Below are 14541 nucleotides of genomic sequence, written 5' to 3'. Positions count from 1 at the left end.
TGTAACTTAATCTATCTATTATTAATATTATTTAATACTAAAGTTAAATTTAGTTCTAACTCAATTTTATTAATAATCTCGATAACCATTAAAAATGGTAAAAATAAAAATGCTATTTTTTTATACAACAAAAAAACACTTTATTCATCATTTCACAACGACAAATAAAGTGCTTTTAAAATAGCGTAATAATACTTAGAAAATGACTTATTTGCTAAATTTTACCCCCCCGTGGAGACGGTTTCCATTCCCACGAGTCCAACTTTGAGATAACCCGCTTTTCTTAGCGAATCCATCGCCGACATTAACGTTTCATAATCAACCGTTTTATCTGCTTGGAAAAAGATTGTTGTCTCTTTGTTTGCTTGTGTCAGGGTATCTAATACATTCGCCATCGTTTCATGTGTGACCATCTCTTCACCAATGAAAATTTGTTTATCTGACTTAATTGTTAAATAAACAGGCTTCTCAGGGCGAGGCTGTGGTTTAGCACTCGAAGCGGGTAAATTTACTTTTATATCAACAGTAGCTAAGGGTGCCGCCACCATAAAGATAATGAGCAGAACCAACATGACATCAATAAAAGGCGTCACATTGATATCATGCAATTCATTATCATCACCTGAATCATCACCAAGACGCATTGCCATAATTCATTACCTTGCTTTGCTGTTTTCGATATCTAAATCACGGCTGACTAATGTCACCACACCGGTTGCGATATCACCAATTTCACCACGATAACCTGCGATCATACGGGCAAAAATGTTATAGATAATCACTGCTGGAATTGCTGCAATCAGACCAATCGCAGTTGCCAATAGGGCTTCAGCAATACCTGGCGCGACAACCGCAAGATTTGTCGTCTGAGAATGTGCAATACCGATAAAGCTATTCATGATCCCCCAAACCGTACCAAAAAGGCCGATAAAAGGAGAAATTGCACCAATTGTGGCTAGGTAACCATTACCGCGACCTAATTCACGAATAATGGCTGCAACGCGGCGTTCCATACGCATTTCAACACGCTCTTTAATGCCTGATGCGACTTTACTTTCTTGAGAGTAAGTACGCTCTAATTCTGCATCATTAAAGAAATCTGCGGTTGCGCTCTTATTACCAAAATTTTTGCTAATTGCTAATGCATCGTTGAGTGATTTAGCTTCAACTAACTGAGCTGTCTCATTTCTTAAGCGACGACGCAGTGAAATCAAATAGCTTCCTTTCGCAAAAAATAGTGCCCAAGTGACAATAGAGGCTAACAGTAAGCCAATCATGACACTTTTAACGACTAAGTCAGCATTACGGTACATACCCATTACAGATAAATCTTCGGCAAATCCCCCCCCAGTCACTAATTCAGGTTGAACTTCTGATGAGGTATTTTCTGTTGCTGAAGGTACATTTTCTGAATTCTCTGCCGTTGTTACAGGCGTATTACCACCGTCAGGCTTAGTCGTTTCAGTCTCTACGGCTTTCACATCATTACCTGTTGTAGAAGTCGTAGCATCAGTAACAGTCGGTGTAGCAGTTGTTGGTGTAGTCGCTGTTGAAGAAACGGCAGCAGTAGTTGGCTGTTTCGTTGGTGTGGCAGGAGTCGTATCCGCAAAAGCAGAGCCTGTCAGACCGATTGCCAATAGAATAGAAGCTGTCAAATTACGCATCAGTTGGCCTTTTACTCTCTTTTTTATCTATTTATTTATTCAGTAATAGCATCTTTACGCCACTACTTACCCAAAATCGTTCGCTTACAATCATCCTGTTTGCCATCAGGAAAGAGAAAACGCTCAAATGATATCAAACATGAAGCATTTTGATAGTAATTATCATTACTATTTGGCTATTTTTTTTCATTTGTCGATTTTTAAGACAAATTATCGTTCTTTCACGTAACGTGAAATTTTATCAATTACCCCGTAAGCCTTTTGTACTTATCCAAAAAATGCATTAACTTGAGGTAAACACACCATCAATTAAAAGAAGGTATTAAGGATGACGCTAAAAAAACAAGAAACCTCACTCCTCCTTTCTGGTCGAGCTAAAAAATATTCTCAAGGCGCAGTAAATCCAATTATACAGCGAACCTCATCTGTTATTTTTGATTCCGTTGCGCAAAAACGTGAAGCAACGAAAAAACGAGCGGAAGGTACGCTTTTTTATGGTCGCCGAGGTACAACCACACATTTTGCCTTACAAGAAGCTTTAACGGAATTAGAGCAAGGCGTAGGTTGCGCCCTATTTCCTTCAGGTGCGGCAGCCATTACGCAATCTATACTCGCATTTATTGAACAAGGTGCACATATTCTTGTGACAGGTTCTGCTTACGATCCGACTCAACATTTTTGTGATCAGCTTTTACGTAAATTCGCTGTCACAACAACGTATTTTGATCCTTTAATCGGCAAAGAAATCAGCCAATTGCTACGTCCCGAAACAAAAATCGTTTTTCTTGAATCTCCGGGATCCATTACGATGGAAATTCAAGATCTACAAGGAATAATCAATTCAGTTCGCCAATATAACCCTGAAATCATAATTATGATTGATAACACTTGGGCGGCAGGATTACTGCTTAAACCACTCACATTAGGCGCCGATATTTCAATCCAATCTGCCACAAAATATATTAATGGCCATTCTGATGGCATGTTAGGTTTCGCTGTGGCTAATGAGCGTTGTTGGGTACAGTTACGAGAAAACGCTTATTTATTAGGTCAATGTGTTGATCCTGATACTGCTTATATGACAGCAAGAGGGTTAAGAACATTACCTGTCAGGATGAAACAACACGAACAAAGTGCATTAGAAGTTGCTCGCTGGTTAAAACAACACCCTTTAGTTGATACTGTTTATCACCCTGCGTTAGCTTCTTGTCAGGGACATGAATATTTTCAACGCGATTTCTCGGGTAGCAACGGGTTATTCTCTTTTAGTTTAAAGAAAATCTTAACATCTGAAGAATTTGCACATTTCTTAGATAACTTCTCATTGTTTAAGATGGCATTTTCATGGGGAGGATTTGAGTCTCTCATTTTAGGTTATCAACCCAATGATATTAAGGCGATGCGCCAATATGAAACTCAGCCAATATTTACAGGAACATTATTTCGTATTCATATTGGATTAGAAAATGTAGATGACCTTATTGAAGATCTAGAACAAGGATTTTTACGTATTTCTTAATAAAAAATGAATTTTTTATAAAAAAAAATCTATCCCTGTGGTTCCACAGGGATTAAATCAAACCGTTCTCTTTATTTTGCGTTAGAATAGCGAACATAAAGTCCTTTTTTAATGCGAGTTCGCTAATGGGTACATTAAAAGAGATAATTCACGCACTAATGCAGCACGATTATATGGTGTTAGCTAATCCCAATGTGCTATGGGTTATCTATATTGTTCTTTTTGTTATTATTATGCTGGAAAACGGGGTATTACCCGCCGCATTTTTACCAGGAGATACACTGCTTATTCTTTGCGGTGCCTTAATTGCAAAAGGTGTTTTACACTTTTTCCCGACTATCATTATATTAGGCGCTGCCGCGAGTATTGGGAGTTGGCTCGGTTTTTTACAAGGCCGCTGGCTAAGTGATACAAAAGTGGTTAAACGTTGGATGGCTCAATTACCAGAGCAATATCATCATAAAGCAAATGATCTCTTCCATCGCCAAGGCTTATATGCATTATTACTCGGTCGTTTTATTGGATTTGTGCGTACATTATTACCAACCTTGGCAGGTTTATCTGAATTAGAACAACGCCGCTTTCAACTATTTAACTGGTTAAGTGGTTTCTTGTGGGTTGGGATTATTGTTTCTTTAGGCTATGTACTAAACCTTATTCCATTTATACAAAAACATGAAACTCTGGTCATGAATATTTTGATGACATTGCCTGTATTACTCTTAAGTGCGGGGTTAATTGGTTCGATTGTGATGTATATTCGCCATCGTAAAAATAGCACCAGTAATAAGTAATTAAGAAAAACGCCATTATTTTAATCATCATAATGGCGTTTTTTAATCATCTAACACATCAAAAGTTCAGTTGTTCATTTTCTTATCTCCTATCTTATTAATATCCTAGTAAAAATCCGTTGATATTTATCACTGTCATCTTTTTACCTTAATCTGTTTGTTGCTAAAGCTTAATGGCTTTTGACGCAAGAAACGTTGGAATATAACTATCAACTAAGAAACGAGCATGAGGAGCAAAATCTTCAACAAAATCTTGTAATAAGAAACCCGCTTTTAGTTGCCCACCAATAAGGTCAGTTAAAGAATGACCAAATACCAGCCCATCACCTCTGGTGACTTTTTCTTGAAGGATCTCCGAAGGTAGCGAAACTTGATCGCTATAAGGTAAGCTGGCCTCATTAATCCCTGTGAGCGCAATTGTGGATCTCTATCATCAACAAATACAACGGGATTATAAAAACTCGCCATCAATACACCGCCTTTCTTCAAAACACGGTAGCACTCTCGCCAAACAGGATTGACATCTGGTACATATAAATTAGAGATAGGATGAAAAATAATATCAAAACTTTCATCAGCAAACGCCGTTAGATCTGCCATATCTCCTTGAATTGTTACTAAATCTAACTGATGCTTTTGTGCCAATTGATAGTCTTTGCTTAATTGACCTTCAGATAAATCAAATACCGTCACAATGCCACCAGCAGCCGCTAAAATAGGCGCTTGTTGCCCACCGGCAGACGCTAAACAGAGTATTTTTTTACCTTTAATATCTGCTAACCACTCTTTTTTAACCGGATTAGGTGTTAAATGGACTTTCCAGTCGCCTTGCTTTGCAGCAATAATGTCTTCATCACTGACAGGTTTAGACCACTGATTTTCCATTGCGGCTTGTTTATCCCAATGTTCTTGGTTTAATGTTAAATAATGGTTTTCCATATTACTCCTTATAAATTAGCTACAATTTGAATTGTTGTAGTCATTAAGAAAGATAATTCATCTCTTATTTCTACAACCTTACAGTTATGGTTATGTCATGCTATTTCGTCTAGACACAGTGAAAAACTTTTTCCTGATTAATTGTTATATTGCAGAACATCAAATCAAGGTGGATACAAAATGCAAAACTTTACTTATTACTCCCCCACTCGCCTTCATTTTGGTCAAGGGCAAATAGAAAAATTACGTTCTGAAATCGGAAAAAATGAAAGAATTCTATTAACTTATGGCGGAGGTAGCATTAAACGCAACGGCGTTTTAGATCAGATCTATACCGCACTCCCAGGTTATCAAATCCATCAATTTAGTGGTATTGAACCCAATCCCTCTTATGAAACATTAATGAAAGCCGTTTCTTATGCCAGATATCAAGGTATTACGCATTTATTAGCGGTAGGAGGCGGATCGGTGATTGATGGCACAAAATTTATTGCAGCCGCTATCCCTTATAAAGGTGAACCATGGGAAATTGTCACAAGCCGCGGTAAAGTTATTGAAAAAGCACTCCCTTTAAGCTGTGTATTAACACTTCCAGCAACAGGGACAGAAACCAACAGCTTCTCTGTTATCAGCAGAAAACAGACCATGGATAAACAAAGCTTTGCCAGCCCTCATGTTTATCCTCATTGCGCTATTTTAGATCCAACAACCACCTATTCTTTACCTCCAAGACAAACCGCCAACGGTGTTGTTGATGCTTTTATTCATATCTTAGAGCAATATCTCACTTATCCAGTGAATGCGCGTGTACAAGATGAGTATGCGGAAGGTCTTTTACGTATTTTAATTGATCAAGGACCAAAAGCGCTGACATCACCAACAGACTATGATATCCGTGCTAATATAATGTGGACAGCATCACAAGCGCTAAATGGTATCCTTGGTGTTGGTGTTCCTCAAGATTGGGCGACACATGCATTAGGTCACGAACTTACGGCTTTACACGGACTTGATCATGCGCAAACCCTCGCCATCGTTTTACCTGCATTACTAAATGAAAAACGTCAAGCTAAATACGACAAGTTAATTCAATATGCACAAAAAGTTTGGGGTATAAACCAAGGTTCTGATGCTTTTAAAATTGAAACTGCGATTAATGAAACTCGAAAATTCTTTGAATTAATGGGACTTAGAACTCGACTGGCTGATTTCAAAATCAGTGAAGAAGATATTCCTGCATTAGTGCGAAAGTTGGAAGAGCATGGACAAATTGCACTGGGTGAGCATCAAGATATCACATTAGAAGTCAGTCAACGTATTTATATAGCGGCACTCTAAGTACTTTATGCGACTCTGGAGATAAAAATGGATAAACCTAAACTGATCAAATTATCTGATGGAAATACCATTCCACAACTTGGCCTAGGTGTTTGGAAAGCAGATAATCATCAAGTTATTAACGCGATTCATCACGCACTTGATACAGGTTATCGCCTTTTTGATACGGCAGCGATTTATCACAATGAAGAAGGTGTAGGTAAAGCATTAAAACAGAACACTGTTCCTCGTGATGAACTTTTTATCACAACAAAATTATGGAATAACGATCAAACTCATGCCCGTGGTGCCGTATTAGAAAGTCTCCAGCGTTTGCAACTTGATTATATTGATCTCTATTTAATACATTGGCCAGTGCCTTCACGAGAGCTTTATATCGAAGCTTGGAAGCAAATGATTATTTTGCAAAAAGAAGGATTAGTAAAAAGCATTGGTGTCTGTAATTTTAAAGAAGAACATCTAGAACGTCTCATTACCGAAACAGGTGTAACACCTGTGGTAAATCAGATTGAAATTCACCCATTAATGCAACAAGCACCGTTAAGGGCATGGAATACAACCCATAAAATTGTCACCGAATCTTGGAGTCCATTAGCACAGGGAGGTGAAGGTGTCTTTGATCAGCCTATTATTCAAAAACTGGCTGAAAAATATCATAAAACACCAGCACAAATTGTTTTACGCTGGCATTTAGATAGTGGACTTGTCGTTATTCCAAAATCAGTCACCCCTTCTCGTATAGAAGAAAACTTCCATATTTTTGATTTTAAATTAGAAAAAGAAGAATTGGCTGAAATTACGCTTCTTGAGCAGAAAAAACGTTTAGGCCCTGATCCTGATATTTTTGTCGATGTCTAATTTTTAGATGCCAATTAACAGGCCAATAGAATAAATTTTCTATTGGCTTTTCTACGCCAAATAACCAAATATTCTTCACTCTTTTTTTACTCTCATTTTTATTTTTTGATCTCTAATTTTTAGATATTTATAAATTAATTAATTCACCTTCACTTTCTGATATATAACTCGCCTATAAATACGAGAATCTCATCATTATTTATTACGGTGAGAATAAAAATGACAATATGTAAAAGTGGGTTAACACCTCAACTCTCTTCTATTACAAAGAAAGTTGCATGGTTTAATATCTTTATGCAACTGGTTTTCCCTATCTCAGCAACCCTTCCAGCCAATGTGTTTGCTAATGGGAATAATCAAGAAAAACAAACTGTTAAATTGTTAAAAGAACAAAAAACCTATTTAGTTAAAGTAGGTGACACACCTGAATCTATCGCTAAACAATTTAATATAAAATTATTTAAACTTATTGAGGCTAATCCTAACTATGTCTCTTTAGTCGGTAAATTAAAAATAAAAGAAGGTATTACACTTAATATCCCCGACGACGCTTTATTAACAAAAAAATGGCTAAATAATAACAATCAAGATATTCCGATCCCTTCAACTAACGGACAAGAACTTGCTCAAATTATTGTCGATAACTCATCTTTATTAAATAAAGATACCGATGCGACGCAATATGCAATAAGCCGAATATCAAGTAAAGCCAATCAACAAATAGAACAATGGTTAAATCAGTTTGGTCATGCTCAAGTCTCACTTTCAACAGACAAAAAATTCACTTTGGAAGGAAGCTCTGCTGATCTTCTTATTCCACTCTATGATAGCGCAAAGAACTTAGTTTTTTCTCAAACCAGTTATCACCGTAAAGATTCTCGTAGCCAATTAAACCAAGGCATTGGTTATCGGCATTTTGCTGATAAATTTATGGTGGGTCTTAATGCTTTTTATGACTACGATTTAAGTCGATACCACAGCCGTTTTGGTGTAGGTGCGGAAGTATGGCGAGACTATTTTAAGTTAAGTGCAAATCACTACCATCGTCTATCAAACTGGCGTACCTCTGACGATGTTATAGATTATAACGAACGTCCTGCTAATGGTTGGGATATTCGTGCAGAAGGCTACCTACCTGCTTATCCACAATTAGGCACAAAACTTATTTTTGAACAATATTACGGTAAAGAAGTCGGCTTATTTGGCAAGGATAATCGCCAAGAAAACCCCCACGCTTATACGGCGGGACTCACTTATACGCCGGTACCTTTACTTACTCTCGGCGCTGAGCGTCGTTTTGGTTTAAATGATAATAGTGATAATAAATTTGATGTAAATATCCAATATCGACTTGGAGAATCACTCTCTTCACAACTTAATCCGAATAATGTGCGAGCAATGCGTTTAATGTCAGGAAATCGCTATGATTTTGTTGATAGAAATAATGACATTGTTTTGGAATATAAAAAGAAAACTTTAGTCTTCCTCTCTATTACACCAACAATTAATGGTTACGCAAAAGAAGAAAAAGATCTCGGTGTACAAGTTCACTCTAAATATCCCGTTAAACAAATTGAATGGTCTGCGAGTCGCCTAATTGCCAATGGAGGTAAGATTAATCACAATAATAATCTTAGTTACTCAATTATCCTTCCTCGTCATATTACTGGCTCCTCTGAAAAAAATAGCTACACAATAAGCGCCGTTGCTATTGATGAACAAGGTAATCGTTCTGATCCCGTACAAAGTCAAATTATTGTTGATCAATCTGCTATCAATACACAAAATAGCCAATTTACACCTACAACCACACAACTGCCCGCAGATAATTACTCAGCACAAAATCTGACTTTATCAATTTTAGATAATGATAATCTTCCTGTTGATATCAATTTCGAAGACCTCTCACTTCAAGTTCAATCTAATAACCCTGTTAGTGGTAGTAAAATCTCTAATTTCAGCCAAATAGATACAGGGAAATATCAAGTCACTGTAACCGCAGGAAGTTCTCCTGAAATTTTGACGTTGACACCTAAATTTAGGGATAACATCTTTAATCAAGCACAAGTGACTTTTGTCGCTGATATACATTCTGCCATCATTTCTAAAGGGGGATTAACCGTACTTAAAAACCACGCACCTGCCGATGGTATAACCCAAAATAAAATTCAAGTTATCGTAACGGACATTAATGCGAATAGAATTCCTAACTATCCCGTCTCTTTTACAGCGGATAATGGTGCAACGATTATTGGACAAGCCAACACAGATGCTGAAGGTAAAATTATAGTTCCAATCACCAATACACATATAGGTAAAAGCACGGTTAATGCTAATGTTAGAAATATTACCTATTCAACTAATGTTGATTTTATTGCTGATATTAACTCAGCCAAAATAAAGACTTTCACTATTAGCCCAAACAGTTCATTTGCTAATGGAACGGATCAAAAGTTAATTGATTTAAATATCGTTGATAAAAATAACAACCCTGTCCCCAATGCCAAAATTCAATTATCTGCTGATAATCAAGCGCAACTTAAAGAAACCGAATTATTAACAGATAATCAAGGTAATGCATCAACAACCATGACCAGCAAGATATCAGGTACGGTAACAGTTGCTGTGCTGGTTAATAAGATAACCACGAAAAAAACAACGCAATTTATTGCTGATTTATCGAATGGTAAGATTATTTCGGTGACTCCATCAGCACCACCTTATATTGCTGATGGCAAAACAACAGTCACATTTACCGCTGTCGTTGAAGATAAAAATCACAATATCTTACCGAATGCAAAAGTCATTTGGTCTACTAACCGCGATCAACAAGTTGTTGCTATTAATGAAATTTCAACAACAGATAACCAAGGTATTGCTCAAACGACAGTGACGAGTACGCAAGCCTTTGATGTGATTGTCACTGCCAGTATCAGTAATGAATCACTCGATGCATTACCTATTACTTTTATTGCTAATAACCAGCAAGGTTTAATCACGTTAACCACAAATAAAACTGAATTAATTGCAGACAATAAAGAACAAGCGATAGTCACCGCCGTAGTAAAAGATAAATTTGGTAATAAATTGCCTAACGTTACTGTCGAATGGCAATCTAGTGCCTCAAGCACACTCGATAAACAAAAGAGTGTGACTGATAATCAAGGGCAAACAACTAATCGAATTCGCACCAAAAAAGCAGGGACGACAAATATTATTGCCACGCTTTTAAATAAAGAAAAAGCGCAAGTGACACTAAACGCTATTGCCAATCCGAATAGTGCCAATATTGTCTTAACGACAGTAAATAACAAAACAGAAGCGATTGCAGATAATAACGATACGATCACTTTAATGGCTCATGTTACTGATGCTGAAAATAATCCATTAATAAAACAATCTGTATTCTGGCATTCAACCCATAATGTGTTGAGTGAAAATATGGTCAAAACTGATGACAATGGTTATGTACAAGTTGTCATAAAAGGCACTGAAGCACAACCGACTACTATTACAGCAACACTGGGAAATGGTCAAAGTGACACAAAAAACCTTCATTTTATTGCAGGTCTAGCCAATGCATCACAAAGTACATTTTTGATTGAACCTCAATCTATTATTGCTAATGGTCAATCACTTGCTACTGGCACAATAATCTTAAAGGATAAATTTGATAACCCAGTGCCTAAACAAGAAAAATTTATTACGTTCTCGGGTGATAATAGCACCATTAAATTCAGTGACATTAAAGAAATTAATACTGGCGTTTATCAAACGACCATCCGCGGTAGACAAGAAGGTATTAGCCTTATTCATGTTGAATATACTAATGCAAGTAATAACTTTAAGTTAACTCATCCTCTTGGTTTTATTGCTGACAAGCAAAATGTCAGGATTAATGCAGTTAATGTTATCGCACCTTTCGATGTTACCGCAAATGGTACTGATAGCGTCGTAATCCGTGCAGAAATTGTTGATAAACAAGGTAACTCAAATGTGAAAGGTGTTGACGTGGGGTGGTTAACCTCTCTAGGTAAACTTTCATTACCTATCAGTAAAACGGATAAAAATGGGATTGCAGAAATTACCTTAAGCAGTACACAAGCGGGCACTGCGCAAGTGACAGCGATGCTTGATAGCCAACAATCTCTCGATGCAGACCATCCTATTAACTTTAATACTGATGTGATATCTGCTGATAAATCTCAATTATCGCTTACCCCTAGCACGATTATTTCTGAAATAGGTCACTCTCGAATTACGTTAACATTAAAAGATAAATACGCTAATTTATTAACAGGGCTAGAGAAAAAAATCAGCGTTAGCTACGGTACTGATTTAACCGCAACCACAACTGCATTTAATGAAATCTCAACTGGGGTTTATCAAGCTCAAGTGAGTGCATTAAAAGCCGGTCAAACAACCATTAGTGCTAAAGTTAATTCAGTCACGCTCACACAAACAGCGACATTAACTGTTCTGCCTAATAACCAGACAGCCAAAGTTGACAGGTTTGTGATAAGTAATTCACATCCTCATGCAGGCGATACTATCAGTTATAGCGCTTATATCAGCGATAAACATGATAACCCCGTTAACAGTGGCGTGGATGTAACATGGATAACGGATAAAGATAGCTTACTGGCTAAACCGCTGACATTTACAGACAATAAAGGGATTGCCAACGTTGAGTTAACACGTAATCCAGCGGGTATTGCTAAAGTGAATGCCGTATTAATTTCAGGTAGTTATTCGGCTCCCGATGTCAATTTTGTGGCGGATGATGTTGATGAAAACAGTTCAGAAATCAACTTAATACCCGAAACAATCATCGCCAATGGCACAGATACAGCATTGCTTACTTTAGCAATTAAAGATAAAGGCGGTAATATTCTGCCAGATCAGCAAGTTGAAGGGATCTCTAATAACCCAACTATTCACTTTAGTCCAGCCAAACAAGTCTCTCCGGGTCATTATGAAATTGAAGCAACGGGGACTAAATCAGGTACGGCACAATTAAGTGTTAAAGTGAATGGTGTGGATTTCAAAAAACAAAAAACCTTACAACTTCGTGCTGATGCAACAACTTGGCGAGTAAAATCTGTTGACGTCGATAGAACAAGCATGATTGCTGGAGATAAGGGTGTTAACTATCAAGCAACCATTGTGGATGCTAATGACAATATATTGCCTCACATTATTGTGTCATGGAAATTACAAGGTTTAGCCGATGATTATAACTTTAGTACCTATACAGATGCTAAAGGTATTGCAAAAACAAAAGTCACCAGCAAGGTTGCTGGTATATTGAAGATGAGCGCTTATCTTGATTTAAATAATCATAAGCCGATTCAAGATGTCACTGTAAATCCAACGAATATTGATGCCAATAAATCAACTTTTGACAGTAACCGTCAATCAATAGGAGGAGATGATAAAGATAGCGCCCTACTCACTGTAAATTTAATGGATAAATACGGTAATACTATTGATGGTAAAAAAGTTTCGATAAAAACAACCAGTGGTAAACCTAATTTTAGTGATAACCCACTAAATTCATTAGGAAATGGTAAATATCAAACCAATCTTACTTCCCATATTAAAACAGATATTATCTTAACCGCTGAAGCGGAAGGATTAACCATTGCAAAACCATTAACCATTAAAGTGACTATCCCGAAACCTGATATTATTTTTGACAAAAAAATTCAGCAAGAGACCTACGCTTCAGCGCCTATCAGTGCATTAGGCTATACGGGATTGCCGAATAATATTAACGTGATGTGGTCTAGTTCCGATCCAACTATAGCCTCTATTAATACGACTAACGGTAGTATTTCGATGAAAAAAGCAGGCACTGTCATTATCACACTCCAAACATCTGGTAATGATCAATATCAACCCGCTCAAACGAGTTATCCTTTAGTTATTGAAAAAGCAGATATTGGATTAATGGCGAAGGAAACTCAATTACATTCCATTTGGGATGATAATATTCCACAACAAGTGGTGCTTTTATATAACAATAAAGATGCAGTAAACAACCCACCACCTAAACAATTTATCAATTACAAAAAAACGATAATAGCCATCGATGATCAAGGAAAAATTACACCAATAAAGCCAGGTGATACCGCTATTACCGTATTATCTGAATCAACGGAGCAATTTAAATCATCAAGTACAGTCATTAATTACACACAAGATAAAGGAACAATCAATTATCGTTTTAAAAATTCAACAGAGATAATAATTGTTGATGCATTATCAACTGGCATAGTGACTGCTCAAAAACCAACGCCCGAAATACCGACTACAGTTCATGCCATTTGGAGTAGTAGTGATCCAGATATTGTAGAAGTGACTCCAGAAGGTAAGATCACTCACTTAAAGTTGGGAAATGCCACACTCACATTATCAATTAAAGATGATGATTATTATCATAATTATGAGAATAGTTATTCTGTTAGAGTAAAACCTACGCCTCATGTGAATATTGATTCAATCACATTTCAGTCTGGTGGTCACAATGCTATTGCTTCAAATTCAAGCGATTTATCTTGGGAACCTATTTACACCACGGATAATCAATTTACTGTTAATTGGAGTTCACCGGAAACACCTTTCGCTATTAACTTTGCACTGTATGATAAAGACAATAAGTTAATTCAATTACTTGAAAGACAAGATTATCAGCCTAAAAACAATATATCTACTCCAGCTTTATTCGTTCTACCTGAAGAATATATTAATAAGCCACAAAATTTGAAATTAAAAGTGAGCACATATGATTTCAATAATACGCCTTATACTAAAGAATATAATATTGCAGTTAAATCTATTTCCGTAGCAACAGCTAGAAGTTTAATGGCAATTCAATTCCATTCTAAATTTATACATACAGATGATGGTACCTCAGCTACATATTGCCGAACCGGTATGGAAATAAGGTCTATAAACTTCATCGCCATACCTGAAATACAATTTAAGGGTGAGCCTGACAAATTGCTTTATCCAATCAAGTTAACTGCGGAAATAAATAATATAACATTAAATCCATCGAGTTATACGCAAGGAGTCATTAATCAAAGTATAGTTTATCCATCTTCTTTTACCTTGCAGAAAGGCTCGGGAGTGATGCATGCATTTGAGACAAAAACATTAGATGATGCCGTTGATAAAGAATGTTGGGAACCAGACTCAGGCGATGGTGTATTTAAACTAATCATAGAAGTACATGGAAATAAAACAGAAATGACTGATACATTTAAATGGAATGGCGGTAACGGCATCTACAAATACTAAATAGATTAAATTTAAAGCCACATTATTATTAATAATAATGTGGCTTTTGTTTTTTCCAGAAATTATCTTTTCTGAATGGCAATAGAAAGGATCCCGAATATGTGTTTTCTCATATGCAGGATCT

General features: G+C 36.6%; 7 protein-coding genes and 1 pseudogene. 5 read left to right on the top strand and 3 right to left on the bottom strand.

The genetic code is table 11. The annotated features are described in order from the left end of the window. Positions 1–221 precede the first annotated feature (221 nt). Both exbD and exbB read right to left on the bottom strand, forming a co-directional pair. Positions 222–650, bottom strand: a complete 429-nt coding sequence (exbD, locus tag SB028_RS03335; protein ID WP_023580921.1) for a TonB system transport protein ExbD — start codon at positions 648–650, stop codon at positions 222–224. A gap of 6 nt (positions 651–656) precedes the next feature. Then, positions 657–1664 (bottom strand): tonB-system energizer ExbB, encoded by a 1008-nt coding sequence (gene exbB, locus SB028_RS03330; protein ID WP_069368631.1) that lies wholly within the window; start codon positions 1662–1664, stop codon positions 657–659. Between the two features lie 328 nt (positions 1665–1992). Between exbB and metC the strand changes: the two genes are divergently transcribed. Together metC and SB028_RS03320 are read left to right on the top strand one after the other, a co-directional pair. Then, positions 1993–3183, top strand: a complete 1191-nt coding sequence (gene metC, locus SB028_RS03325) for a cystathionine beta-lyase (protein ID WP_069368632.1) — start codon at positions 1993–1995, stop codon at positions 3181–3183. A gap of 125 nt (positions 3184–3308) precedes the next feature. Beyond that, positions 3309–3977 (top strand): DedA family protein, encoded by a 669-nt coding sequence (locus SB028_RS03320; protein WP_069368633.1) that lies wholly within the window; start codon positions 3309–3311, stop codon positions 3975–3977. Between the two features lie 163 nt (positions 3978–4140). On the opposite strand, the pseudogene SB028_RS03315 reads toward SB028_RS03320, so the two are convergent. After that, a pseudogene (locus SB028_RS03315) lies at positions 4141–4916 on the bottom strand (class I SAM-dependent methyltransferase). Positions 4917–5096: 180 nt separating this feature from the next. Between SB028_RS03315 and SB028_RS03310 the strand changes: the two are divergent. The 3 genes from SB028_RS03310 (at position 5097) to SB028_RS03300 (ending at position 14417) form a co-directional block, all read left to right on the top strand. Further along, positions 5097–6254, top strand: a complete 1158-nt coding sequence (locus tag SB028_RS03310; RefSeq protein ID WP_069368634.1) for an iron-containing alcohol dehydrogenase — start codon at positions 5097–5099, stop codon at positions 6252–6254. Positions 6255–6281: 27 nt separating this feature from the next. After that, a complete protein-coding gene (gene dkgA / locus SB028_RS03305; RefSeq protein WP_069368635.1) occupies positions 6282–7112 on the top strand; it encodes a 2,5-didehydrogluconate reductase DkgA in 831 nt (276 codons plus the stop codon). Positions 7113–7331: 219 nt separating this feature from the next. Next, complete coding sequence (locus SB028_RS03300) at positions 7332–14417, top strand: Ig-like domain-containing protein (RefSeq protein WP_318859818.1); 7086 nt, start codon at positions 7332–7334, stop codon at positions 14415–14417. Positions 14418–14541: the final 124 nt, after the last annotated feature.

The organism is Proteus vulgaris (genome assembly GCF_033708015.1).
GTDB lineage: Bacteria > Pseudomonadota > Gammaproteobacteria > Enterobacterales > Enterobacteriaceae > Proteus.
This window is presented reverse-complemented; position numbering and strand designations above follow the sequence as displayed.